This is a genomic window from Pedobacter hiemivivus, assembly GCF_005144565.1.
Taxonomy (GTDB): domain Bacteria; phylum Bacteroidota; class Bacteroidia; order Sphingobacteriales; family Sphingobacteriaceae; genus Pedobacter; species Pedobacter hiemivivus.
On sequence record NZ_SWDX01000010.1, the window covers coordinates 63,049 to 89,362 of the forward strand.

A 26,314-nucleotide genomic window follows, 5' to 3' on the forward strand; every position below is an offset into this window, starting at 1 on the left:
CGACTCAAGCATGGTTTAGCTTTAATGCTGCGTACTGAACATTCATTCAAACTATTATATTACTTTTTTGGCCAAATCAGCGATTAAATGCAAATCAAATAGGAAGTGGTTCGAGAAGCGTCCAGTTGGGTCCACTGCTTAAAAAGCCGTTTTTCTAGAAAGAAGAACGGCTTTTTTTGTATCTTTTTTTTTGATTGAGAAAATTCTATATCGATAGTAATTCATAATCATTTATGATCTGGCGAATTGAATTAAAGCTTCATAATTGCCCTTATCTGCCGCACGTAAAGCACTAAGGTATTTTGCCCTGAACTCTCCTGCTGATAACAGATCATTACCACCCATGTAAAGACCTCAACACCAAATATCTTCTCAATGATAATATCGGCAATAAGTCGGGAGTGACGGCCATTCCCATTAGCAAAGCAATGAATTGAAACAATACGATGCTTAAACCGTATTGCAATTTCATCGGGACTAAACGTATTCTTCTCAATCCAATAGATGCAATCATCTAAAAGTACTCGTAATTCAGTTGCAACCTGATATTTATCAACACCGATATTCTTATTGGAATTACGGAATGATCCTGCCCAGTGCCATACACCAGCTAACATTCGTTTGTGTAATTGACAGATAAAACCCTCGGTTAAGATTTCAGAGGGCCTGAACTTTCTGCGGCGTTCTATTGTCCATCGGATCGCTTCTTCAATATTACGTTGCTCTACCTCGTCCAGTTCCCCCCTGGTCGTAATGGCACGGATCAGCAGCCCGTCCTTTTCATCTTCATCAAGTGGAGTCTGGCCATCCTCATACTCTATAATTAATCCCATAAGCTTTTTGGCATTTCTCTTTTGATATCATTCGTCAATTCTGCCAATGCTTCTTCGAGCCTTGATTGTGAATTTTCCTGATCTTCTAGTTTCATGGTTACAGAAGTTCTTTTGATGATCTTGGTGGCCTGCTCTCTGGCTTTTTGCGCAATCATCGCTTCTAATGAACCATCCTTAGGAACAAAGCCATAAACCAGTTTTAGGTTAAGGGCTTCTCCTGCTTCTTTAAGGGATTTGAGCGTAATTGCCCCCTCGGCCTCTCGTTTTTCCAGATCAGCGATTGCAGGCGCAGACATTTTTAGGCGTTTGGCTAACTGTACCTGCGACATATTCAAACTGGTTCTAATCTGGTTTATCCATCCTTTAGGGGATGACTTAACTGCAAGCAAAGCCTTAAATAATGCTATTTTGCTATCAAGCTGTCTAATTAGGATAAGTCTGCTATTTGTTAGTTTCATAAGCTATACCTTATTTTATTTAATCAAATATAAAGCTATAACTTAATATTGTCAATATAAAAATAAGTTATAGCTTTGAAATACTAGTTTAAATATTAAGCTATAGCTTAATTAATTGTTGGAAATTAATTGCGATATCAAGTGCCTCCTAGGCATCTTTGGGCATAAAAATAGCTTGGTAGTTCTGCCCAGAAGGTTTTTAATTCACCTTATTATTTATTTATATTTTTATTAGATTCGCGATTAAACATAAATCAGATAGGAAATGGTTCGAGAAGCACCCAGTTGGGTCCACTGCTTAAAAAGCCGTTTTTCGATAAGAAAAACGGCTTTTTTAGTTTCTAAGTATTATTTGTCGGCTGCAAGATTTATGTTTCCTATACCTAAAACCGTAACAAACATGTCACGGTATTTTAACTGAGTTTGGTTTGTTACAAAATATGAGATAATATGGATTTGTTCTGTTACATTATTTAAGTAAATTTGGGTTGGTTTTATTACAAAATAAAAATCATACCGGTCATGTCATTTAAAAGAAACATTGAAAATTATCTTAATAGCTGGAAATTAAGGGATAGTCGTAAGCCGCTCATCATTAGAGGAGCACGTCAGGTTGGGAAAACTACACTGATACGAGATTTTGCCAAGGCTTATCAGCATAGAATTATACTCAATCTGGAAAAGCCTGGCGATCGACGTTATTTTGAAGACTTTGACGATGTTCAAACGATTTTAGAAGCGTTGTTTTTAGCTCATACCATACCTTCATCTGCTATGGCTAATACGCTTCTTTTCATCGATGAAATTCAGGAAAGTCCAAAAGCCATCCAGTTATTACGGTATTTTTATGAAGAATTGCCGGAGCTTCATGTGATCAGTGCTGGTTCTCTTTTAGAGTTTGCAATGCAAAAGGTGCAAAGCTTCCCGGTGGGAAGAGTAGAATTTCTATACCTCCATCCATTAAATTTCCAGGAATATCTGGAAGCCGTAGGTAAACAAGAGCTATTAGGATATTTGCAGTCTGTTCCAATAAAACCAGTTGCTCATAAGTTGTTAATGGATGCTTTCCATCGTTATGCAATTATTGGTGGAATGCCAGAAATAATAAAAATGGATGTTCAGCAGCAGAGCCTTTCAGATTTACCTAGGATATATGAAAGTATTTGGGGGACTTATAAAAATGATGTAGAGAAGTATACATCTAATGATACGGAAAGGAAAATTATTAAACATCTGATGGATACCGCCCCATTGTATCTCGACGAACGTGTAAAGTTTCAGGGTTTTGGAAATTCCAGTTACCGATCAAGGGAGGTCGGAGAAGCATTTAGAACACTTGATGATGCAAAAATCATACGGTTGATTTATCCTACAACAGATTTGCAACCTCCTATAAAAACAGATCTAAAGAAGTCGCCACGTCTACAGTTTCTAGATACTGGTTTAGTCAATTATTCTCTTGGTATCCAATTAGAAATGCTCGCTATGGATGATTTGAATAGAGCTTACAAAGGTGCTGTTATACCTCATTTAGTAACACAGGAACTTATATCCCTTCAAAGTATTTCAGCGCATAAGCCTAATTTTTGGGTTAGGGAAAAATCTCAATCGAATGCAGAAGTTGATTTACTTTTTACCCACCAGGATTTGGTTATTCCCATTGAAATAAAATCAGGGAGCACAGGGAGTCTGAAATCACTTCACCAGTTCATAGATGCTTCAGATCATCCTTATGCTATACGTATGTATGCTGGTACTTTCAACATTGAGAAAGCGATCACACCGAGTCAAAAACCATATTTACTCATGAATTTGCCTTACTATGCTGGTACCTCTCTGCCACAGTATGTGGAGTGGTTTGTTCGGCAGGAAGTTTAAATCCTATATATCATTTGCCAGCCAAATCGCTGATTAAACATAAATCAGATAGGAAATGGTTCGAGAAGCGCCCATCATGGCCCACCCAAGTGGTCAAGTCTGTACGCCTTTCTGCTTTACAGCCTGGCTTCACTTTCCTGGGTGTTTTACATGACTAAGTTTTCAAGCAGGTAGCCGGTAACAGCAGACAAATATTCCTCCGGGATATCTTCGCAACCTTTGTGCTCCAGGTGATGCAGGTCTTTTGCCGCTGCTTCAATAAAAACTCCGGACGAGGAGGCATATTTGAGAAATCCTAAGTCAAAAAATCGCTCCTGAACTGATGAGGAACTGTCCCTGGTTTTAAGCAGCATCCTTTTGATGCAAAGATTTTGTTTGTTGATGAGCAGCCATTCATAGCGGCGCTCATTGCCATCATCCTCCGGCAGAGAAATCTCCAGGATGGCTAGGTTGGTGTTGTCAAGAAATTCGTGGCAGTCAAAATCAATCAGTCCGTTCATACGCTAATAAAATGTGAAATTATCCCGTTTCGGATATGCATCAATTGTGCCAATTATTTCCAGGTGATGCAGCAAACGAAACTATAGCGGTTTTGGATGTATTTTGTGACTAGTGCTATTCCGGAACAGGCTCCTTAGGCATGTTTATTTTCAGGTGCTTCATAACACTGGTAGCTGTAAGTCCGTGCAGCACAATAGATAGCATCAGGGTGAAGGCAACAATGGCCCATAATTGGCTTTCGCTGCCAAAGGAGGCATGGCCAAAGGCAAAAGCCAGGTAGTAAACTGAGCCCATGCCACGTATTCCAAAAAAGCTGATGGCTAATTTTTCCTTCCAGTGAATTTCTGTACCTAACAAAGACAGGTAGGCTGACAGCGGTCTGACTACGAGCAAAAAGGCAAATGCAAAGATACCCATCTCAAAGGTAAGCGGCTTTAATATGCCTGAAACTAGTGCTCCTCCAAAAAAGATGAGTAAGACCCCTAACAGCAGGCGCTCGATCTGATCGGTGAATAAATGCAGCTCTTTGTGGTAGTCATGAGTTTTTTCAGCATGACGCAGCGTTAATCCCGCAATGAACACCGCAATAAAACCATAGGCATGAAGTAGTTCGGTTAATCCATAGGTGCAGAGCGTCAAAGAAATGGCGAGAAATCCATCAGTGGGTTTGAGTAATTTGTGTTTTTCTGAGAAATTGAAAATGAGGTAGGCTGCTAGTTTCCCCCAAAGCCATCCAAGAAATATTCCGGCAGCAATTTTATACAAAAGATGGTAGCCAAGCCAGTGGATGATGGACTCGGATTGTAATCCCATCGTTGCTGCAAGAATGGCCAACCAGGTAAAGGGAAAGGCGAATCCGTCATTCAATCCTGCCTCCGAGGTGAGCGCGAACCTGGTTTCGGATTTGTATTTTTCATTCGGTGGGCCGACTTGTACATCAGAGGCTAAAACCGGATCTGTTGGTACCAGAACTGCTCCCAAAAGTAGTGCAGCCGGCAATGCAAGGTTTAGCACCAGAATTCCCATAAGTACGCAAGCTGCAATGCATAAGAGCATGGCGATTGAGATTAGCCTAAGCGGGCTAGACCAATTCCGGAAAGAAAAACTTCGGTCGATTTTAATGCCGGTTCCCATCAGTGATATAATTAGGATGAGCTCCGTCAAACGAAGAGTCACTTCATTATTTGATGCAGGTAGGGGTGATGGTAGCCAGTCTTCAGTCAGGAGATAGGTGAGCATACCGATGGCTACATAAATCAGAGCGTAAGAAATGCCTGTGCGTTTTGATACTGCTGGCATAAAAGCCATACCCAGGCTGGCCAGGCCAGCAATCAATATGACCGGAAGATAGTGGTCCATCAGCGTGTTTAATAATAAACAACAATTCTTCCACTGATATGTTCTATGTTATTTCTTACTCAGTATCCCCCGTCAATTCTTTTGTTTTTTCTTTTATAAATGCTTCTTTGTCCTTTTTTACTTCCGCAAGCATTTCTTTTCTTTCCTCAGGCAATGTAAAATATTTATCGGCCCATAAATTTATCTCTATCATCACAGGAAGCAAGTCAATCCCTTTCTGACTAAGCTTGTATAATACTTTTGCTTTGCTTTGGGGATGGTCTTGTTTGATAATTATGCCAGTCGTTTCTAACATTTGTAACCGGGAAGCTAAAATGTTGGTGGCTATTTTCTCATCTGATTTCAGGAAGTCACCATAGGTACATTGTTTTGAAAACATTAGATCCCTAACGATAAGCAATGACCACTTATCTCCCCAAATATCTAGTGAAGTGGCTGATGAGCTGTTTGTTGCCTTGGCGAAAGATCAGTTCGAAGTTCCGGTTGGTGATACTAAAAAAATACATGCGCTGGTAGAAGATGCTACGGCACTTGCCAAACAGCCATAATATGAAAGCATTCATAATACAAAAATATGATAAAAAAGGAGCGCTAAAGCTTACCGATCTTCCTGTTCCAATCATAAAAGAAGATGAAGTGCTGGTTGAGATTCATGCTGGAGGTCTAAACCTGCTTGATGCTAAAATAAAGTCCGGTGAATTTAAGTTAATATTGCCTTATAAGTTGCCACTCATCTTGGGACATGATGTAGCGGGTATAATTACCCAGGTAGGAACAAAAGTGATACAGTTCAAAGTGGGTGATGAAATTTATGCTCGTGTTGCCGATTTTAACATCGGTACTTTTGCCGAATATATAGCCATTAAAGAGGACGATGTAGCACTCAAACCCAGCAACATCACCATGGAAGAGGCGGCTTCAGTTCCCTTAGTGGCATTAACTGCATGGCAGTCGTTAGTAGAAAAGGCGAATCTGAAAAAAGGCCAGAAAGTATTTATTCAGGCTGGTTCAGGAGGAGTGGGTACAATTGCCATTCAACTGGCGAAACACCTTGGTGCAACGGTCGCCACAACTGCAAGTGAAAAAAGTTTTGCAATGTTAAAGGAACTCGGAGCAGATGTTTTGATTGATTATAAAAAGGAAGATTTTGAAGTTATCCTGAAAGATTATGATGTAGTATTGAACAGCCAGGATACCAAGACACTTGAAAAATCACTACGAATTTTAAAACCGGGAGGAAAGGCCATCTCTATTTCGGGGCCACCCACACCGGATTTTGCCAAAGCAATCGGAGCCCGCCGGTTTGTAAAGATTGCCTTATCACTGCTTAGTTATGGAATCCGCAAGAGGGCTAAAAAAATAGAGGTGGACTATTCATTTCTGTTTATGAGGGCAGATGGTAAACAATTACAGGAAATTTCCAAACTGATTAAACAGAATGTGATCAGACCTGTTGTGGATAAGGTGTTTCCTTTTGATCGGATTAATGAGGCTCTGGGATATGTAGAGACTGGACGTGCCAAGGGAAAAGTAGTGGTGAAAATAAAGTAAGCCACAGGTTCTTTCGTCTTTAAATTGTTTTGACCTTAACCCTTCTTTTTAGGTTATTGCAAATAGTACTACAACTGATTTTGTAACAGACCTGTTGCGTTTTAAATTTCCATCCCGTTTTAATAGAAAAGAGTTAATGGCCATTTAACTGGAATACATTTAAAAACAAAAGAAATTAAAACATGAAAACATCAAATAATTTGTCATCGTTAATACAAAAAGGGACGGTTTTACTTTTAGCAGCCGCTATTTTTGCTTCTTGCAAAAAGGACAAGGTTAAACCTCCCGTTGTCTTGAAACCCGCCAGACTTACTGTGGTTCATGCTTCTCCAGGTGGCCCTGAATTCACATTCCTGATCAACGATGTTGCAGCTACGCCAAAGGCATTCACCTATAACACAGTTTTGGATTACCAGGATGTAAAAGCCGGTGATAAACAATTGAGCCTGGTTAAAAAAGGAACTACGGATATCATTGTAAAAACTCCGTTTACGTTAAAGGAACAAAAATCTTACACGGCGTTTGTGACAGAAAAAGCACCTAAGGCTGTATTTGCTTTGTTTGAAGATGATTTGTCGGCGCCAACAGGTGAGAATGCCAAAGTTCGTTTCGCAAACTTAAGTCCTGATGCGCCTGCACTTGACCTGATTGTTGGGGGTAAAGCGGAAGCGGCACTGACTAAAAAAGCATTTAAAGAAGCTACTGCTTTTGTGAATGTAGCCGCGGCTGCAGAGCTTAAATTTGAAATTGTAGAGAATGGTAAAACGGTTGTTTTGGCTACGCTTGACAAGGTTAAAATTGAAAAGGGAAAAGTTTATACGATTTGGGTTAAAGGTTTGAAAGATGCTACTGATGACACCAAACTTGGTTTAGCAGTGATGACTAACAAATAGGAATCAGAACCGGTACCATATGCGCCTGAATGCAAATGGTACCGGATTTTGAAGCTGGTGTCTGCCAGTTCCGATATATGTTAAAAGTGTTAAAAAAGTCTACCGGTCTTGCTGAGCTTATAGCTGCTGCCAAAGATCAAAAGGAATCCGCTAAAGAAGCCCTTTATAAATTTTATTATGGCTACCTCATGGCTGTAATTATGCGATATACCAGGAACAGCAATGATTCGGAGGAACTGGTGAACGATAGTTTTATCCGAATCTTCCAAAATTTATCAAAGTTTTGTCCACCCACACAAAGTGCAGATCTGGAGAAAGCCTTTATGGGATGGATAGTGAAAATCAGCTGCAGAATAGCGATTGATTTTTTAAGGAAAGGCAAGTTGTTGACCGTGGATGAGGAACTCTATGATGATGTTCATCCGCTGATTAATCCGGATGTGATGCCTCATTTGAATGCTCAGGATATTTTAAAAATGATCAATAATCTTCCTGAAACACAGCGCCTGATTTTTAATATGTATGAAATTGAGGGCTTCTCACACGAAGAGATATCCAGAACGTTAAATGTCCAGGAAAATATCAGTAGGGTATACCTGGGACGGGCGAAACAAAAGTTAAGATTATTATATCAAAAATCAACAGTCGATTCAGATGGAACCTATTGAAGACGATTTTTTTGCAAGGCTGAAAGCTGTAATCCAACAGGAACGGGTTCCATATCGGGCCGGGGCCTGGGAAAGTTTTAAGAATCAGGAAAAACAAACCAAACGTGCTTTGCTTTTTCCAATGATTTCTGCAGCGGCAGTTATAGTGATGTGTTGTATGATTTATTTCTGGCCGCAGGCAGATCATTTCGTTGAAGTGAAACAAAAAATTACATCGCTGAGGACAGGTCAATCGGCGACAGGTGCCGCGCAGCCAAAACGGGCGCAAGCAATAACAAAAAAAATAGTCCTGAAAAAAAATAGGAGGCCGCCGTATCAAATAAAAAAAGAAGCGGTGACTCAGACTCCGGGTACAGTGGCTGAACGATTGGCCGCTTCCATCGGCTCTGGGTATGCTGAAGCAAATGAAATAGCACAAGATGTAAAAGAGAAAGTAAAACAGGGAACAAGAAATAATAATAATAAGCCATATAATCCGATAGCAAACGAACGGCCGAATCTGGCAATGCGATTTGATCAGGGCAGCTCCTGGAAAATTAGCGCAGCGCTTAACAATAGTTATAATGCAGCTGACCGCTTAACCTTTGGTGTTGCGGCAGCAGTAGATGTACACATCACAAAGCGTATTGCATTGACCTCGGGTATTGGTTACAATCAGCTAGCATCGAAGAAGACCAGTGATAATTCAATGATGGGGGCAGCGGACATGGAAAAAACACTAGCGTCTGTTTATACCAGCGTTTCCGGAATTGATATTCCCCTGGAAATAAAATACAGCCTAAATAAAAATACAGCAATTGGTTTTGGTTTGTCGGCGATGGCAGTTTTAAAACAGCATCAGACCCGGAATTATATTGATACTAAAATCGTTGTGAGTTCTTATACCGATGAACAGGGGGAAGTAAGGACGGAGAGCCGAACGGTTGTTGAAAATACAAAGGAGACCGTAAGAAACGACGATTTATCTGCAAACGACTACTTGGGCTTTTATAATCTTTCTATAGGGCGGCACCAGAAGATCAGCAACAAACAATACATTACCATTGAACCCTTTGTTAAGCTGCCGATGCATTCTTTTTCATCGGAAAAGGTCAAACTCATCTCTGGAGGTATCCGCTTAAAAGTAGATCTTTAGGAAGCCGTTTTTTTATTTGAATGACCATCGCCAGTTTTTTATAAACTGCATAGCAAAGGCTGTTGATCATATTGCCAGCGGACTTCTTTTCAATTCTTAGAATGATATACTGATGTAAAACCTGTTCTAGCTAGCCAAAATCAATATTATAATATAAAAAGGGTATATAGTTTTTATATTATACCCTAAAAAATAAACATTAAAAGAAACGGGATAAATCCGAAGACTTACCCCGTTAAATTAACGCTCTCTTAACAAATGTAGCAATTATTCTCGTAAAGAATATAAAATGGAACAAAGTATCAATTTGAAGGGAGCTTATTTAATTTGGTCTTGACTCGATTTTTGATGCTTTTAGGTATTTTATTTGGGTTAAATGCAATTCCGATGCGTTTTCAACCAAATTTGAGCCCGGGTAGATTTATCTTTAATTGTTTCGAGATGTTTGTTGAAATAACCTGATAAAAATATCAAAATTAATCACCTAAACTGATAGCCAATGAAATAAAGAAACGACAATAACAGATCATACTTCTTAAATGAGGTATTAATTCAGATTCTGTGTTAAAATCAAAATATTTTATTTGCTATTTTTGTTTCTTAAGGCGGCTTTATGTCAGCCAGTTTAGGGGCGATCTTTTTTATGGGGTCGCCTTCTAATTTTTATTTACCCCTTTATTATGTATTGATTCTAATAATTCTGGAACATGATTTTTAGAGTAATTTTTATCATACTCTTTATTGGTTTTATATAAAGTATACATCATTTCTAATAGCCGTCTTTGCAAGGGGACTATAGCTTTCATTTTAACACCAGGTCTACTTAATAGTCTGGTAAAAATATTATTAAAATATTCATCGTTTCTTTTACAGCTTAACGCTGGCAAATGCATAGCTTTTCTTAAAAATCGATTCCCCTTTTTAGATATTCTAGGTTTTCCTTTTACCGATGTCCCCGATTCTTTTTCTTGCACATCCAGCCCAGCATAGCTGGAGAGTTGCCGTTTGTTTCTGATTAAATCAAAGCCGCTGGTTTCCCCTAATACAATGGTCGCGGTTAGCAGGCCAACACCAGGTAAAGAACAAAGCAGGCTCACTGTTTTGTGGATTTTTTCATCTGCGCTAACAAGTTCTGAGAGTTCTGCCATAATCTCTTTTTCCTGTTTATCTAATAACATAATTCTTTTTTTAATCCTAGCTAATGATGTTTTATTGGGCTCTGCCTCTGATTTCTCCGCATGAAATTGGTTTTTCACCACTGTTCTTTCTCCAATAATCTGATCTCTTTCTCTGGTTAGTTGCTTCATCTTTTTGTATAGTGGAGATGGTTTATTCCATTGCTCAAGATGGCGTTCCAACCCGAAAAGAGCAATAGCTTCTGACGCTGTTTTATCTGTTACGGTTTTTACAGTTAAGCTTTTTGCATAATTACTGATTTTATTGGGAAGGACGATATTTACTATCAGGCCATGATCTTTCAAATAATACGCTAATGGCTCGTGATACACACCGGTGGCTTCCATCACATAGCTGACTGCAACATTTGAATCTGTTAGCTTTTTGGTCCATTGGAGCATTGTAGAAAAGCCTTTTGTTGTGTTAGGAAATGCTTTATGTGAATATAATTCAGATCGCACATCTTCAAACATTCTTCCTAAACAAACTACTAGTTCCTTTTGAGCAACATCAATTCCTAATACCTGTTTGATTACTTTTTTCATATCAATTTTTTTAGATTAAAATTGAAAATCTTCCTTCGTTTTGTCTCCTACTGGTTATTCTGGATATAAAGCGATGCCTTACTCCTTACATTCTGTCCAAACTCGAAAAGATAAAAAAGGATGAGGAAATACCTGAATTACTGCATACCATGAAGTTGCTTAGAGTCTCGAATACTCTCATCTTTTTCAATTGTCAATTCAAATTTAACGGACATCTCTCATTCCACCACAAACATAGGAGAGTCTCGACAAGTAAATTTCATTAGGATTGGAATTTTAACATTTGATAAACTTAAGTTCATAGTAGAAGCTTAAACTTGCTTGTCTCCTATGGAATAGTGTCAACTATATAAATGTTCAATTAATCCTGTTAAAATGTACGTGTATAATAAGTTCTTTGTAATCGGTGTTTCGATTGCATGCTGTTTCCTATTCACATTTTTTGGTGGAAGTAGCTGTTTGAGTGCGAATGTAAAGAACAGCCCCAAAGAAACGCTCTCTTATGCAGAAAGATTAGTACTCACCAATCCTGATTCGGCATTTTTACTGATACAAAAACTTCGAAAAGAATATTCCGATCGGAAAGACGTGCATGCTTTGGCTGTATGTAACCAGCAACTGGGCAAGATTTTTCATTATCAGGGAGCCTACGCCCAGGCGCTAACCTTTTACCTCAAGGCAGACAAGATATTTCGAAAGGAAAAGGATCGCCTACTTATCGCCCAAAACCTCAACAATATTGCCCAAACTTATAGTTCTGCCCATCTTAAACAGAAATCTCTACCCATGTTTAAAGAAGCATTGAAAATTTTCCAGGAGCTTAGGAATGACAAGGGAATAGCTAAAACATACAGCATTCTTGGGAAATTTTTTGAAAAGAAAGGTACGTATGATATTAGTTTTGGGTATCAACAACTCGCTCTTCAGCACTATAAAAAAATAAACGACAGTCTGGGCCTGGCCAAAGTATACAACGATATTGGATCTATTCTGGAGCGCAAGCGTCAATACAATGATGCGTTGAAGTATTTTACATTGGCACTATCAATCAATGAGTCTTTGGACAACCGTCTAGGGCAGATTGGAAATATCAATAATATTGGTGACTTCTACCGCAAAACCGGGGATTACAGAAAAGCACTTTCAGCGACCATGCAAGCTAAATCACTTGCAATTGAACTCAAAAGCAAAAGAGAATTAATCAGCGCCTGTGACAACCTTGCTCAAACTTATAAGCTTATCGGTAATACCGACAGCGCCTATTATTACAGTCAGACTGCCAGTAAAAATTACCACCAGACCTTTAAGGAAGAAAGTAGCAAGCAAATCAATTTACTGCAAACCTTTTTTGAAGTAGAAAGAAAAGATAGCGAAATCCAGCAGTTGAAAGTTGATAAAAAGATCACGCTGATCTCCACTGGATCTGTAGTAGCAATCTGTCTGCTGCTGATCCTACTCGGCTTTAAATCCCGTTAAGGATGCGGCAGCTTATCTGCTTGTTTTAGAACAGGGAGTGAGCTCCAAAATAGAAGCTGAAGTTTCCAAAATGTTAATTGATGAGGTGGCCCCAAATTTTACAGTTAAAGATGTGAACGGGAAAACCGTTTCACTAGCTGATTTTAAAGGGAAGACCATTGTGCTCGATTTTTGGGCAACCTGGTGTGGGCCTTGTAAGAAATCCTTTCCGGCGATGCAGATGGCCGTAAATAAATATAAAAATGATCCAAACGTAAAGTTCTTGTTTATTCATACCTGGGAAAAGGTTGATCAGCCGCTTGCAGATGCACAATCCTACTTGAATAGCAACAATTATAAATTTGATCTTTATATGGACACAAAAGATCCGAAAACAAAGACCAATCCCGCCGTAAGTGCATTTGATGTAAAGGGCATCCCTGCCAAGTTCGTAATTGACGGTAAAGGTAAAACCCGTTTTAAAATAACCGGATTTTCAGGTGGAGATGATGCTGCGGTTGCAGAACTATCCTCAATGATAGACTTGATCAAAAAGAGCAGTTAGATTGGGTATTGACATCCCAAAATAAGCCTGCAATCGTTTTTAGTGATAAATATATATCACTATATATTGTTTTTAATGGTGAGAAAATACAGATAAATTTGTACTGTTAATCGTGAATACTATGAGAAAACTAATATACATTGCACTACTATATACTGCCTTAATGCCTGCCACATCAAAAAATCAAGCTATGGCTCAGACCCGAACAGAAAATTTATTGGAAAAACAAAATAACCATTCAATTTTTTACAAGACGATTGAAGTAGACGGTCGGGTTATCTTTTATAGAGAAGCTGGGCAATTAGATAAGCCAACAATTCTTTTTCTACATGGTTTTCCATCATCGTCGCGTATGTGGCAACCCTTATTGGAAAAATTATCGGCGGATTATCATGTCATAGCACCAGACTACATAGGGTTTGGACATAGTAGCCAGCCAGCAGCAGATCGCTTTGTTTATACTTTTGATAATTTAGCGGAATATATAGGTAAATTCATTATTCAATTATCTCTGGAGAAATTCGTATTGGTACAACAGGATTATGGCGGGCCGATTGGAATGCGGATTGCTGAAAAATATCCTGAAAAAGTAAAGGCAATAATTGTTCAGAATGCCGTAAGCCATAAAGAGGGGCTTTCGCCTTTGTGGGAAACAAGAAAGGCATTTTGGGCTGATAAAGAGAAATATTATGATGCCGTAAAAAAGAATTTTATAAGCTTAGAGGCGACCAAGCAAAGACACATAGGAAGTACGCCGACACCTGAAAAAATTAACCCTGACACGTATGTTGACGAATATTTATTCCTAAATAAACCGGGAATGGCAGATATTCAATTAAGTCTTTTTTACGACTACCAGAGCAATGTTAAATCATATCCCAAATGGCAGAAATGGTTAAAAACGAATCAGCCTAAGATGCTTGTTATTTGGGGTAAATATGACCCCTCATTTACTGTTGCAGGAGCTTGGAAATATAAGGATGATGTTCCGAAAGCGGAAGTACACATAGTCGATGGAGGGCACTTTGCATTAGATGAAGCCGAACCTGAAATCTTAAGATTGATGCAACAATTCTTGAAAAGCGTTGTTAATGAGAAATAATATTTGGAATCGTTTTTATGTTAACTTTGGGTAACAGTAGTTTTTAGAAATACGACTATTTAGATGAAAGCTAAAGAAGTTTTAAAGGAACATGTTGCAAAAAATGTTGCACTTACGGATGAAGAGTTCGAATATTTCTTTTCCCATTTTGAGCTCCAGAATTTCAAAAAAGGGCAGGTAATCATTTCCGAGGGGAGCATTGTCGATTATGAATATTTCGTGATCTCCGGGTGCTTGAAATCTTTTTTCATTAATGACGAATTGAAGATGTTCATCCTGCAGTTTGCCATGCCCTCCTGGTGGGCTTCTGATTTTGATGCACTTTATAACCATACTAAAGCAAGTATATCATTAGATTGCATTACCGACGTAGAAGTATTACGCCTTAGTAATGCGAATCGGGAAAAAATTTGCAGAGAAATCCACTCCGTAGAAAGCTTCTTCCGTTGGCGAACCAATAGGGGGTATGTAGCTAGTCAGAAAAGATTGCTATCATTCATGAATAATAACGTCAAATTCAGATACGAAGAATTGCTGAGCTTATATCCGGAACTTTATAATATTGTGCCCAAAAACCTGATCGCTGCTTATCTTGGCGTATCCCGGGAAACATTAAGCAGACTTTATCATACCTGAAATGTGATGTAGATCACATAATTATTGCCAGTTTCAAATGTGATCTAGGTCACGCCTGCCAACCGTTTTTCCTTCCGTACTTTGTGGTGTAATTAAAAAACAAATCACATGGAAAATCAAAAATTCATCATCGATCCTGCACAGAGCAATATTGATTGGATAGGAAAAAAAGTAACTGGCGCACATAATGGGACAATAGCCATTAAAGCCGGTAAAATCATTTTGAATGAGGGTAAAGTCACAGGCGGTAATTTCATCGTCGACACCACCTCCATTAATATACTCGATATTGCGGATCCTGATACAAATGCCCAATTCCTGGGACATCTGATCTCCGACGATTTCTTTGGTACAGAACAGTTCCAGGAAGCAAATTTGGTGATCAACACTGTTACCGGGAATCATATTTCCGCTGACCTTACCATTAAAGGTATAACACATCCTATAGATTTTGACGCTGTTATCAGTCAAACTGACGATACGTTGACTGCAAAGGCTAAGCTCCTGGTAGATCGCACTAAATATGGTATGAAGTTCCGATCTGGAAACTTTTTCCTAGACCTGGGAGACACCTTGATATATAATGATTTTGAATTAAATGTAAGTATTACCGCTAAAGCTGAGTAATCGGCTCATTAGCATAAATTTTAAGCTATGCCATTTGTAAAAATAGAAGTAACCCGTGAAGGTGTTACCAAAGCGCAAAAACAGGCCCTGATAAAAGGGGTAACAGACCTGATCACTGAGGTACTGAATAAGGATCCACACTTGACCCACGTAGTAATACAAGAACATGACCTTGACGACTGGGGCTATGCCGGAGAACAGGTGTCAGAACTGAGGGCAAGGGGAATTACAGCGGATAAAAAATAACGCTTTAACAGAAAAATAAAATGAAAACACAAACCATAATTGTTACCGGTGCCTCTTCAGGTATAGGTAAAGAAATAGCCCGCTATTTTTTGGAAAGGGGTGATAATGTGATCATCAATTCTTTAACAGCTGAAAAACTGGAAGAGGTGTATCGGGAATTAGGTGCAGGAGATCGCCTGGCTAAGGTAGCAGGGAATGTAAAAGATAAAAGCACTGGTGAGCAGTTACTGTCCACTGCTATTGAAAAGTTTGGCGGTGTGGATGTATTGGTAAACAATGCCGGGATTTATGAAACCAAACCCTTCCTGGAAGTGGACGAAGCCTATCTTGATCGCTTTTTGGATACCAACCTCAAGGGAACTTTTTTTACCACCCAGGCTATCTTGCCACAAATGCTTAAACAGCTAGGTGGCGTAGTCATTAATATTGGCACTCCTTTGGTCTATCACGCATTGGGTGGCGCACCATCGACAGCACCAATTGCATCGAAAGGTGCAATACACGCACTCACCTTACAGTTGGCAGCTGAGTTTGGTAAAAATAACATCAGGGTAAATACTATAGCTCCAGGTGTCATTCGTACGCCTATGCATGGTGATAAAGCTGATCAAAGTGCTGGTTTACATTTATTGAACAGGGTGGGCGAAGCCCAGGACGTTGCACAAATGGTTTATACCATTGCGAAAAACAATTTTGTCAATGGTGCTATTATTAATGTTGACGGTGGCATGGGCGCCGGCCATAATCTGAACTAATTATGAAAGAAGATTCATTAGCTATTACAGCTGCCCTGGAAAGCGATTACTTTCCAGGCATTTATGAAGGTGATGTAGAAAAACTAGGCCGTATTATATATCCGGGAACCCTGTTGTTTGGGGATGTAAAGGGGCAGCCTTATGCCAAAACCCGTGAGGAGTATCTTGATGCGGTAAAGAACCGACAAAGTGTGAAAGATTCGGGAAAACCTTTTAAGGGGACTATTATCTCGATAGATGTGGTCAATACAATAGCGGTTGCAAAAGTTCATGTTAAAATGTATGATTTCAATTATGACGAGTTCCTGTCGTTTCATAAAATCAATAACCAATGGCTGATTGTGAATAAAATGCTCAGCGATGTGGCTAGGTAAATAGAGAAGTTATGTGGTATCAAACAAAAGCATCCAAAATATTGAACATTCAATATCCCATCCTGCAAGGGCCGTTCGGAGGCAACTTGTCGTCTGTTGAGTTGGTAGCGACAGTGTCAAATCTGGGAGGGCTTGGGGGCTTCGGCGCCTATAATTTGAGCCCTGAGGAGATTATAGCCGTAGACCGGCAGATCAAGTTAGCTACAAATAAGCCTTACAATGTTAACCTATGGGTTTCGGATACTGATGCGGTGGACGGCACTGTTTCAGACGAGCAGTTTAATCGGGCTCAGCAGTTGTTTAAGCCTTATTTTGAGGAGTTGGGCATAGCGCTTCCAGAAAAGCCAGCACCATTCAAAAGCAGGTTCGAAAACCAGGTCGAAGTGATCTTGCATCAACGGCCACCTGTGTTCAGCTTTATGTTTGGAGCTCCAACAGCCGATATTCTGGAACAGTGCCATAGACTTGGTATTGTAACTATTGGTGCTGCAACCACGCTGGATGAGGCTATTGTTTTGGAATCTGCCGGGGTGGACATGATCATCGCATCCGGGTTTGAAGCTGGGGGACATCGTCCATCGTTTCTGTCGTCGGCGGAAACATCTACAATTGGAACATTTGTATTGCTCCAACTGATTAAAGAGAAGGTAAAGACACCAGTGATTGCCGCAGGCGGAATTGCTAATGGAAAAGGTGTTGCCGCTGCGTTGGCCCTCGGGGCAGATGCCGCACAAATTGGCACCGCTTTTCTGGCGACTGAGGAATCTAATGCCACAGCCATTCATAAACAAATGCTATTTTCGGATGCAGCGAAATATACTACGTTATCACGGGCATTTACTGGCCGGCTTGGCAGAGGAATAACCAGTCGCATTGCAAAGGATTTGGTGTCCCGGGAGGAAGGATTTTTACCGTTCCCACTGCAAACACAGTTTATGTCGCGCTTAAGGAAAGCAGCTATTGAACAAGAAAAATGGGATATGATATTATTTTGGGGCGGTCAGATTGCACCTATCCTGAAACATACCAGGGCTGCTGAGTTGATGAAATCTATTTTGGAAGAAACGCAGGCCCACTTTGACCATTTAAAATCTTAAAATAATTATAATTGTCATGGAAAATGAACAAATTATCGTTGAATCGAGCTTTTCAGCGATGATCAACGCCCCAATTGAAAAAATTAACATTCCGGAATGGTGCTTTACACTTCCGGAGAAGGAGTACCAGTCGTGTTCTCCGGCCCATATCGCAGCAGGATTTACGACCTCGCCGGAGGGGAAACGTATGTCCATAAATGTAGAGGTAATTGGAGGCAGCCTGATGGTTCAGCACTATGTAGAGCATTTGGGTGAACCTACACATCTGGTCCTGGAATCAGTTTCAGATGTATTTACACCAACTGGTCGCAGCACTATTCATGTTCACTGGGAATTGAGCGTTAAAAAAATTGATGATCACACCAGCGAATTTACAAACAGGGTTCAATCAAGGGCTACGGAAGAATTTATAAAGTTTATTGACCAGCAGGGGATTCCTTTTGAGCAGTTCAAAGCTCAGCGACAACCGGCCTCCATCTATCACAATCAGACAGAGACGCCGCTGTTTGCAAAAAGTATCGAGCGTCACGCTTTAGGAAAAAAATAAGCAAAATCTAAAACAAATAAGACGGATAAAATGAAAGTGCAATCTTATCAGAGAGAAAAAACAGCACTGCTGTTTATCGATCCCTACAACGATTTTCTGTCAGAGGGTGGGAAAATATGGCCTCGGGTAAAAGAAGTTGCCGAGGCTAATCACTTATTGGATAATCTAAAGGCAATTGTCAAAACGGTGCGAGAAGCCGGTATTCAAGTGTTTATTGTTCCACATAAACGGTGGGAAGCAACAGATTATCAATATTGGAAGCATCCTAACCCAACACAGTTGGGCATCATGGAACGTCACACCTTTGCTAAGGGTACGTGGGGTGGAGAGTGGCATCCTGACTTTACTCCCCAGCAAGGAGATATCATTGTTAAGGAGCATTGGGCACAAAGTGGTTTCGCGAATACCGATTTGGATATGCTACTTAAACAAAAAGAGATCACACATGTCATCGCTATCGGATTGTTAGCGAATACCTGTGTGGAAAGTACTGCTCGTTTTGCGATGGAATTGGGTTATCATGTTACGCTCATCAAGGATGCTACTGCAGCTTTTACTGCGGAAATGATGCACGCTGCCCATGCACTCAATGGTCCGACCTATGCCCATGCCATATTAACGACCAGTGAACTGATTAATGCGCTAACCATAAAATAGACCTCAATTGCCCGAGGCTTGATAGCCGATTATTTTACCTAATCGGCTCAGAATTTGTTTATATTTGAGCTGATTAGACAAAATAATCGGCTCAATATGTATAATTGGCAATATAAAGAATGGCCTGATTTTACTTACTTGAGAGAGGAATTTCAACCGTGTATTTGTCTTTGCTAAGTTTCTTTGATAAATTACATAAGAAATGACCAAATAGTAATGAACGTTCACAGCACATATTCTGATCACAAATTGACTGCTTTATTAAATTCAGGAGATGAAGCTGCCTTTACCGAGATTTATAATCGGTATTGGAAGATGCTATTGGGAGTAGCATACAATCATACCAGAGATAAATCGGATAGTGAAGAGATTGTGCAGGAAGTATTTTTCAGTCTTTGGAATAAACGAGAGGCTTTGAACGTACATGCTTTGGATCGCTATTTAGCAACTGCCGTGAAATTTACGGTATTCAATAATTACTACCGTAAACGAAAACGAATTGATCATATGGTGAGCAAGATGCCTTATCAGGAAAGCTATGAGATTGAAGAAGAAATAGCTGCTCGTTTTCTACAAGAGCAGATTGATTCGATTGTAACTACACTCCCGGAAAAGTGCAGGCTCGTATTTAAATACAGTAGGGAAGCTGGATTAAAAAATCATGAAATTGCGAGGGAAATGGGGATTTCTGAAAAGACAGTTGAGGCGCATTTAAGTAAAGCCATAAAAGTAGTAAAAGGGAATCTTACCGATACTGGAGCTTTGCTCCTATTCTTGTCAACGTTGTTAAATAAGAACTAAAATACCGCTGAGGAAATGAGGTAAAAAAAAAACTGAAAATATTTTCAATTAGACTAAGGGTAATCCTATCTGGCCGGGTACATTACAGTACAGACCAAATATGAAGATGGAGAACCAGCGGCTAAATGACCTCATAGAAAAGTATATCCTAAAGACTGCGACAGTTACTGAACAGTACGAATTATTAGAATGGTATAACAGGGAGAATGAAAAGGATATTGTATGGCCAACTGATGCGACTGAGGAAGAGCAGTTGGTGAAACAACGAATGCTTTCGAAAATTTCTAGGACTAGGATGATTAAACCGTTAAAACGCCATAAGCTTTGGTCGAGTATAGCGGCGGCGGCGGCTATACTATTGACGATAGGTTCAGGATTATGGTTTTTTACTTTGCAAAAAGCAGATAAAGAAATAGCTCAGATCAATGGCCGGTTCAAGAATGATATGACCCCGGGTAAAAATACCGCCACATTAACATTAGCGAACGGTAAAATCATAAAATTAAGTGATGCTAAGAATGGAGTGATAATTGACGCTGCTAAGTTGAGCTATAACGACGGGTCGTTGATTCCGATCGGGGGTAGCGGCCACGTCGGGGGAGTTGTTCAAATGTTAACGGCAACAACGCCTAGAGGTGGCCAATATCAGGTTCATCTACCAGATGGGACCAAAGTATGGCTCAATGCCGCCAGTGTGCTTAAATTCCCTTCGAGTTTTACAGGAGAGGATAGTCGTAAGGTTGATCTAATTGGCGAAGCTTATTTTGAAGTTCGTAAAGATGCAAAACATCCATTTGTCGTTAAAACAGCCAGACAGGAGGTCACTGTCCTTGGCACACATTTCAACATCAACAGTTATACAGATGAAGAGGACATTAAAACTACCTTATTAGAAGGTTCTGTACGTGTTGGTACGCGCCCTCCGGGAATAATGCAGCGTAGAACGCTTGTACCTGGGCAGGAATCGATAGTGAACAGTAATTTTGAACTAAGTGTGCAGGAGGCATATGACCTTGAGCAGGCCGTGGCTTGGAAAAATGGCAAGTTTGTTTTTTCAAATCAAGATATTGTTACCGTTATGCGTCAGATTTCACGCTGGTACGATGCAGAAATAATTTATCAGCAAACACCTTCAACCACCTTGATGGGAGGAATGATTTCCAGAAATAAAAACGTTTCAGAAGTATTATTGTTACTGGAAGCAACAGGAGTGGGGCATTTTAAAATTGAAGGAAAAAAGATAATTGTAACACGTTAATAAATATAAATTACTAAACCTAACCTAACCAAATATGAACAAACCAATACGAACTTAGCGCTATTAGCGCTGGGTTACTTAGATACAAAGCCGGGCAGTGTTCTAGCACTACCCGACAATTGATTTGAGTGACCAACCCCGACGCAAAGCCGGGAGAATAATTTATCGAACTATATCTGTTAACTCAAACCAACTCAAAAGTATGAATTTAAATGCTTTTAAACAAGGTATGCCACGTCTGTTGCTGCCCCCTAAAATAATACTGATTATGCGATTAATTGTCGTGATCATGGCTGTTTTTATTCTGCAAGCCAACGCAGTTACTGGCTACGGCCAAAAAGTAACAATTTCTAAAAGCAATGCCTCCATTGTGCAGTTGTTTAAGGAAATAAATAAGCAAACGGGGTATGATTTTTTGTACACCAATCCGATTATTAAAGATGCCAAATTAATTAGTTTAAAGGTTAGCGATGCTGACCTTATGCAGGTACTGAATCTTTGTTTCAGCAACCAGCCTTTTACCTATTCGATTAAGAATAAAACCATCCTTGTAACGCCAAAGCCACCAGTAACAGGAGACGTTAAAGGAAAGGTTACGGAGTCAGGTACAGGCCTTCCAATATCGGGAGTAACCGTAAGGCTGACTGGCGGGAACATCAATATTGGTAAAATGACGGATGCCAATGGAGATTATGCTTTTAAAGATGTGCCTACTGGCTCCTATAAAATGACAGCTTCATATCTGGGCTTCGAGTCGCAGGTTAAAGAGCTACTCATTTCCGATGGAAAAGTATTGGAAGCTAATTTTCAGCTCAAGGCTGAAGTGTCTCAACTGGAGCAAGTGTTGGTGATAGGGTATGGAACTACACAACGTAAAGATCTTACAGGCTCCGTTGCAAGTGTATCTTCAGCACAGATAAAAGATCTTCCGGTAAGTTCGGTGGATCAAAAACTAGTGGGTCAGATTGCCGGTGTCCAGATCAGCTCACCTACGGGAGCACCCGGTGGGGGAGTCAATATTCAGATCCGGGGAACAGGCTCAATTTCTTTTAGTAACAGTCCGTTATTCGTCCTTGATGGATTTGCGATATCAAATACAGGGGGGCACGACTATAATCCGCTGAATTTGCTTAATCCAGATGATGTAGAATCCGTGACTGTACTCAAGGATGCTTCCTCAACAGCCATATATGGTTCCAGAGGTTCTAACGGGGTCATTGTGATTACAACGAAAAAAGGAAAGCCAGGTGATCCGGTAGTAAGTGTAAACAGTTATATCGGTGCACAAAAAGTGCCGCAGAAAGGACGTCCAAAAGTGCTGAACGGAACTGAGTATGCCCAGTTCAGGAAAGATATCATTATCGATGAATTCGCATCCAGGGGTGCTGTTCCAACGGATGCAGATATTCCCGCCCCGTTCAGAAATCCTGCACAATATGGGAAAGGCACAGACTGGTATGATGCTGTACTGCGTACAGGAATACAAACTAATGTGGATGCCAGTTTAAGAGGCGGTAGCGAAAGTACAAGATATTCTGTGTCCATTGGCCGACTGGAGCAGGAAGGAACCATCAAGTACACAGATTACAGACGTTATTCGGGCAATTTTAATCTGGAATCGGATCTGAGCAAAAAAGTAAAACTCGGTATCAGTCTTTCACCAACAGCAGGGACACAGAATCGTAATGGATTTGAGAGTGGTCAGCGGGATGTGCTCACACGTACATTGTGGCTGAGCCCTATCGTTCCTATCACTGATGCAAACGGAAACCGGACAATTTTTATCCATTCACCAGGGGCAATCGGAGCAGGGAATCCACTGAATACCCTGGAGTATGGCGGAACAGAAGCCAAATACTTTCGTGGTCTGGCAACAGCTTTTGCCGAGTATAAGATCATCGACGGACTAAAGGCAAAATATGCATTCAATGTGGATTATTCCAACAACAGCTCTTTTGTGTTTAATCCTACATTTGTGATCGGGGAAACAGGAGCATCAAATCCTAGTCTATCGATTCCAAGTTCTAATACTGCCCAAACCACAACAACAAACTGGCTCTCGGAACTAACCCTTAGCTACGATAAGACATTTGGTACGGACCATCGGGTTAATGCAGTTTTAGGCTACACAGCACAGAAAGAACGTTACAATGGATATTCTTTTGGCGCAACAAATTACCCCGATGACCTCATCGAAACTATAAATGCATCCACTTTGCTAGATGGCGCCGGGGCCGGTATAGAGAAATGGTCTCTGCTCTCTTACCTGGCAAGGGCTAATTATACCTTTAAAGATAAGTACCTGTTTACCGCAACCATAAGAACAGATGGATCTTCCCGTTTTGGTAAGAACACACAATATGGTACTTTTCCATCCGCTGCTTTTGCATGGCGGGCTTCACAGGAAAAGTACCTTAAAAATATCCGATGGATAAACGACCTTAAATTACGTGCAAGTTACGGTCAAACTGGAAACTTTAACATCGGAAATTATGCCTATGCCTCCAGCGTAGGACCCTCAAACTATGCTTTTGGAGATCAACTGGCCAGCGGAAGGGTTTCTGGTTCAATTGCCAATGAAAACCTGACCTGGGAAAAATCGAGAGAGTTAGATCTGGGGATTGATATGGCCGTTTTAAACGACAGGTTGAGCTTGACGGTAGATTATTATAACCGGATTACAAGCGACCTGCTGCTAAATGCCGAGCTGCCTTCTGCTTCTGGTTTCTCATCCGCTATTGTTAACCTGGGTAAGGTAAGAAACCGGGGCTTTGAATTTAGTGTCAACTCCAAAAACCTTACGGGTAGTTTCAGATGGAACACCAATCTTAATTTAAGCTTGAACAGAAATGTTGTACTTGAACTTAACCCGGGAAATAACAACGCTCCAGTATATAGTGGTAGAAGTGGAGAGGGTAATTTTACCCATAAAACGGAGGTTGGCAAACCTATAGGTCAGTTCTTCGGATTCGTTTTTGATGGTATTTACCAAAACGCGCAGCAACTGTCGAGCCAGCCCAAGCACAATTCTTCTATTGTGGGCTCTGTTCGCTATAAGGATGTTGATGGCAATGGAATTATTGAAGCTGTTAAGGATTTTACGGTAATAGGAGATACCCAGCCAGATTTTACTTATGGCATCACCAACAGTTTTAGTTATAAGAATTTTGATCTCAATGTGATTGTTGTTGGCGTTCAAGGCGGACAGATCATGAGGACTGGTAATGAATTTTTAACCAATATAGATGGTGTTTTTAATGTTGATCGCAAAGTTATTGATAGGTTCAGGTCAACGGCACAGCCCGGTAGCGGCTTAGTGCCAACGACAGTTGGCGGAAGGACACTATATCGCGAGGTCAATTCACAATGGATAGAGGATGCCAGCTTTTTAAGGATTCAAAATGTTACACTAGGTTATAATTTTAAGCAGCCTTTTATCACAAATTCCAGAATCGTAAAAGCAGTCAGATTATATGCCAGTGTTCAGAACCTGGTCACTTTTACAAAGTATAGCGGTGCCAATCCGCAGGCAGGAACGAACGATGGGTTTTCTGCATTAACTCCAGGGCGTGATTTTACCAGTTACCCAATTCCTAGGATTATTACAGCTGGTATAAACATGACTTTTTAAACTTTAATCGAATCAACAATGAAAAATAACTCAAAATATATTGTCCTGGCATCACTGACACTATTGCTTAATATGCAATCATGTAAAAAGGGTTTTTTAGAACAACCTCCTGAATCGAACCTAAGTGGAACGAATTTCTGGAAAACAGAATCTGATCTCAAACAAGGCGTAAATGGGGCTTACAGTTCTCTTCGGGGCATGGGGTCGTTCAGTTACTGGCTTTTTGGTGAAATGAGGTCTGACAATACAACCTTCCAGTACAATGCCCCTCAAAGAGGCCAGGAAAACAGGGAACTCGTAGATCAGTTTCTGGCGAGCTCCTCAAATACGCTTCTTCAGGATTATTGGAGAGATTCTTATACTGCAATAATGCGATGTAATGATGTGTTGGATCACGTAGACGCTATAGAAATGTCGGCCGTTGCAAAAAATCAGGCTATAGGGGAGGTCAAGTTTTTAAGAGCCTTTCATTACTTTAACCTGGTAAGACAGTTTGGTGGCGTGCCGCTGAGACTGTCGGTAACCAAGTCGCCAAGCGATTCCCCGTCCAAAGGCAGGGCAAGTGCAGATGAAGTCTACAATCAGATCATAACCGATCTGAACGATGCTGCTAACAATCTGCCTGATGCATCCTCGTATCCTTCGGGGGATAAAGGACGGGTATCAAAAGGCTCTGCAAATGCACTTTTAGGCGAGGTTTACATGACCCAAAGAAAGTTTTCGGACGCATTGATTGCGCTAAGAAAAGTAACCGGCTATAGTTTAATGCCTACCTATGCATCTATATTTCTTACCACAGAGAAGAACAATGTAGAATCTGTTTTCGAAATCCAGTATTATTCTACGGCCGGTACTAACCTGTCGAGCAATTTTATGTACCAGTTTGCCCCATTTAATTCCGGGTCTGTGGTAACAGGGGATAGTAAGACCAATCTTAGCTTTGGAAGTGGATGGAATACCCCAACAACTGATTTGATCAGTGCTTATGAAGCAGGAGACTTAAGGAAGAATGTGTCGCTGGGCGAGGGTTTTACAGATGCATCTGGTTTTGTGGCGGTACCCTATGTTAAAAAATACAACCAGGGATTTGTTCAACCAGGACAGACCAATGTCAACTTTCCCGTTATTCGGTATGCTGATGTAATGCTGATGATTGCGGAGTGTTTGAACGAAGGTGGATTTGTTGCTAACGGAGAGGCCTTTACTTTGCTAAATGAAATCAGAAGAAGAGCTGGACTTCCGTTTAAAACTTCTGGTAATCCGATACCTGCACTGAATGTGAATTCGCAGGCTGCGTTTAGGGATGCCGTTTATCAAGAACGGAAAATCGAACTTGCTTTTGAGAACCACCGGTGGTATGACCTTGTTAGAACAGGAACGGCCATAGCAGTAATGAATGCGCATGGTCAAAGGGAAATCCTGAAAGCGCCTTCCCAGTTCCCTGCAGGTTCTTACCAGGTAACGCAGAATAAACTGTTGCTTCAAATCCCACAACGGGAAGTGACATTGGATAATTTACCGCAGAACCCACAATAACAGGTATAGTTGTAAACATAAAAAGCCGAC

The 26,314-nt window shown here is 40.4% G+C and carries 26 protein-coding genes; 20 read left to right on the forward strand and 6 right to left on the reverse strand.

Translation table 11 applies throughout. The features are described 5' to 3' along the window. Positions 1-251 precede the first annotated feature (251 nt). Both FBD94_RS21260 and FBD94_RS21265 read right to left on the reverse strand, forming a co-directional pair. Positions 252-833 (reverse strand): mobile mystery protein B, encoded by a 582-nt coding sequence (locus FBD94_RS21260; RefSeq protein ID WP_205945921.1) that lies wholly within the window; start codon positions 831-833, stop codon positions 252-254. Then, positions 824-1,291, reverse strand: coding sequence for a mobile mystery protein A (locus FBD94_RS21265; protein ID WP_136881702.1), 468 nt, complete (start codon positions 1,289-1,291; stop codon positions 824-826). The genes FBD94_RS21260 and FBD94_RS21265 overlap by 10 nt, the downstream gene beginning before the upstream one ends. 522 nt (positions 1,292-1,813) lie before the next feature. On the opposite strand from FBD94_RS21265, the gene FBD94_RS21270 reads away from it, so the two are divergent. Next, on the forward strand, positions 1,814-3,169 hold the full coding sequence (locus FBD94_RS21270; protein WP_136881703.1) for an ATP-binding protein: 1,356 nt from the start codon (positions 1,814-1,816) through the stop codon (positions 3,167-3,169). 146 nt (positions 3,170-3,315) lie between these two features. Here the strand turns inward: FBD94_RS21270 and FBD94_RS21275 are convergent, their stop codons facing one another. The 3 genes from FBD94_RS21275 to FBD94_RS21285 all read right to left on the reverse strand — a co-directional run bounded on the left by FBD94_RS21275 (position 3,316) and on the right by FBD94_RS21285 (position 5,450). Further along, positions 3,316-3,669 (reverse strand): hypothetical protein, encoded by a 354-nt coding sequence (locus FBD94_RS21275; RefSeq protein ID WP_131608823.1) that lies wholly within the window; start codon positions 3,667-3,669, stop codon positions 3,316-3,318. A 115-nt stretch (positions 3,670-3,784) separates the two neighbouring features. Further along, positions 3,785-5,029 carry a cation:proton antiporter gene (locus FBD94_RS21280; protein WP_136881704.1) on the reverse strand — a complete coding sequence of 415 codons (1,245 nt, stop codon included), beginning with the start codon at positions 5,027-5,029 and terminating at the stop codon, positions 3,785-3,787. Between the two features lie 55 nt (positions 5,030-5,084). Further along, the gene (locus FBD94_RS21285) at positions 5,085-5,450 is read right to left on the reverse strand and encodes a winged helix-turn-helix transcriptional regulator (protein WP_262710997.1); all 366 of its coding nucleotides are present in this window, start codon (positions 5,448-5,450) and stop codon (positions 5,085-5,087) included. A 128-nt stretch (positions 5,451-5,578) separates the two neighbouring features. Here FBD94_RS21285 and FBD94_RS21290 point away from each other — a divergent pair, with 128 nt between their 5' ends. The 4 genes from FBD94_RS21290 to FBD94_RS21305 all read left to right on the forward strand — a co-directional run bounded on the left by FBD94_RS21290 (position 5,579) and on the right by FBD94_RS21305 (position 9,276). After that, positions 5,579-6,580: an NADP-dependent oxidoreductase gene (locus tag FBD94_RS21290; protein ID WP_136881705.1), complete on the forward strand. Its 1,002-nt coding sequence runs from the start codon at positions 5,579-5,581 to the stop codon at positions 6,578-6,580. A gap of 182 nt (positions 6,581-6,762) precedes the next feature. Continuing rightward, complete coding sequence (locus tag FBD94_RS21295; RefSeq protein ID WP_131608819.1) at positions 6,763-7,473, forward strand: DUF4397 domain-containing protein; 711 nt, start codon at positions 6,763-6,765, stop codon at positions 7,471-7,473. Positions 7,474-7,502: 29 nt separating this feature from the next. Next, positions 7,503-8,141 (forward strand): RNA polymerase sigma factor, encoded by a 639-nt coding sequence (locus tag FBD94_RS21300; protein ID WP_225874694.1) that lies wholly within the window; start codon positions 7,503-7,505, stop codon positions 8,139-8,141. After that, a complete protein-coding gene (locus FBD94_RS21305) occupies positions 8,128-9,276 on the forward strand; it encodes a porin family protein (RefSeq protein WP_131608818.1) in 1,149 nt (382 codons plus the stop codon). The genes FBD94_RS21300 and FBD94_RS21305 overlap by 14 nt, the downstream gene beginning before the upstream one ends. Positions 9,277-9,932: 656 nt before the next feature. On the opposite strand, the gene FBD94_RS21310 is transcribed toward FBD94_RS21305, so the two are convergent. After that, positions 9,933-10,997 carry an IS110 family RNA-guided transposase gene (locus tag FBD94_RS21310; protein WP_136881706.1) on the reverse strand — a complete coding sequence of 355 codons (1,065 nt, stop codon included), beginning with the start codon at positions 10,995-10,997 and terminating at the stop codon, positions 9,933-9,935. Between the two features lie 375 nt (positions 10,998-11,372). On the opposite strand from FBD94_RS21310, the gene FBD94_RS21315 reads away from it, so the two are divergent. The 15 genes from FBD94_RS21315 to FBD94_RS21385 all read left to right on the forward strand — a co-directional run bounded on the left by FBD94_RS21315 (position 11,373) and on the right by FBD94_RS21385 (position 26,284). After that, positions 11,373-12,473 carry a tetratricopeptide repeat protein gene (locus FBD94_RS21315; protein ID WP_136881707.1) on the forward strand — a complete coding sequence of 367 codons (1,101 nt, stop codon included), beginning with the start codon at positions 11,373-11,375 and terminating at the stop codon, positions 12,471-12,473. Between the two features lie 37 nt (positions 12,474-12,510). Further along, positions 12,511-13,017: a TlpA family protein disulfide reductase gene (locus FBD94_RS21320; RefSeq protein ID WP_136881708.1), complete on the forward strand. Its 507-nt coding sequence runs from the start codon at positions 12,511-12,513 to the stop codon at positions 13,015-13,017. Between the two features lie 121 nt (positions 13,018-13,138). Next, the gene (locus FBD94_RS21325) at positions 13,139-14,119 is read left to right on the forward strand and encodes an alpha/beta fold hydrolase (RefSeq protein ID WP_136881709.1); all 981 of its coding nucleotides are present in this window, start codon (positions 13,139-13,141) and stop codon (positions 14,117-14,119) included. Positions 14,120-14,182: 63 nt separating this feature from the next. Further along, positions 14,183-14,755 carry a Crp/Fnr family transcriptional regulator gene (locus FBD94_RS21330; protein ID WP_131608814.1) on the forward strand — a complete coding sequence of 191 codons (573 nt, stop codon included), beginning with the start codon at positions 14,183-14,185 and terminating at the stop codon, positions 14,753-14,755. Positions 14,756-14,863: 108 nt separating this feature from the next. Further along, positions 14,864-15,382: a YceI family protein gene (locus FBD94_RS21335; RefSeq protein WP_131608813.1), complete on the forward strand. Its 519-nt coding sequence runs from the start codon at positions 14,864-14,866 to the stop codon at positions 15,380-15,382. 27 nt (positions 15,383-15,409) lie between these two features. After that, a complete protein-coding gene (locus tag FBD94_RS21340) occupies positions 15,410-15,628 on the forward strand; it encodes a tautomerase family protein (protein ID WP_131608812.1) in 219 nt (72 codons plus the stop codon). A 20-nt stretch (positions 15,629-15,648) separates the two neighbouring features. Then, complete coding sequence (locus tag FBD94_RS21345) at positions 15,649-16,383, forward strand: SDR family NAD(P)-dependent oxidoreductase (protein ID WP_131608811.1); 735 nt, start codon at positions 15,649-15,651, stop codon at positions 16,381-16,383. 2 nt (positions 16,384-16,385) lie between these two features. Further along, positions 16,386-16,757 carry a nuclear transport factor 2 family protein gene (locus FBD94_RS21350; RefSeq protein WP_131608810.1) on the forward strand — a complete coding sequence of 124 codons (372 nt, stop codon included), beginning with the start codon at positions 16,386-16,388 and terminating at the stop codon, positions 16,755-16,757. A gap of 11 nt (positions 16,758-16,768) precedes the next feature. Next, positions 16,769-17,854 carry an NAD(P)H-dependent flavin oxidoreductase gene (locus FBD94_RS21355; RefSeq protein ID WP_131608809.1) on the forward strand — a complete coding sequence of 362 codons (1,086 nt, stop codon included), beginning with the start codon at positions 16,769-16,771 and terminating at the stop codon, positions 17,852-17,854. Between the two features lie 16 nt (positions 17,855-17,870). Next, entirely contained in the window at positions 17,871-18,401 is a 531-nt protein-coding gene (locus FBD94_RS21360) for a hypothetical protein (protein ID WP_136881710.1), read from the forward strand. Positions 18,402-18,437: 36 nt separating this feature from the next. Beyond that, positions 18,438-19,058, forward strand: coding sequence for a cysteine hydrolase family protein (locus tag FBD94_RS21365; protein WP_205945256.1), 621 nt, complete (start codon positions 18,438-18,440; stop codon positions 19,056-19,058). Positions 19,059-19,274: 216 nt separating this feature from the next. After that, positions 19,275-19,859, forward strand: a complete 585-nt coding sequence (locus tag FBD94_RS21370; RefSeq protein ID WP_131608806.1) for an RNA polymerase sigma-70 factor — start codon at positions 19,275-19,277, stop codon at positions 19,857-19,859. 100 nt (positions 19,860-19,959) lie between these two features. Beyond that, entirely contained in the window at positions 19,960-21,117 is a 1,158-nt protein-coding gene (locus tag FBD94_RS21375; protein ID WP_131608805.1) for a FecR family protein, read from the forward strand. Positions 21,118-21,319: 202 nt separating this feature from the next. Then, positions 21,320-24,748, forward strand: coding sequence for a TonB-dependent receptor (locus tag FBD94_RS21380; protein ID WP_136881711.1), 3,429 nt, complete (start codon positions 21,320-21,322; stop codon positions 24,746-24,748). Positions 24,749-24,766: 18 nt separating this feature from the next. Next, positions 24,767-26,284 carry a RagB/SusD family nutrient uptake outer membrane protein gene (locus tag FBD94_RS21385; protein ID WP_136881712.1) on the forward strand — a complete coding sequence of 506 codons (1,518 nt, stop codon included), beginning with the start codon at positions 24,767-24,769 and terminating at the stop codon, positions 26,282-26,284. The last annotated feature ends 30 nt before the right edge of the window (positions 26,285-26,314 follow it).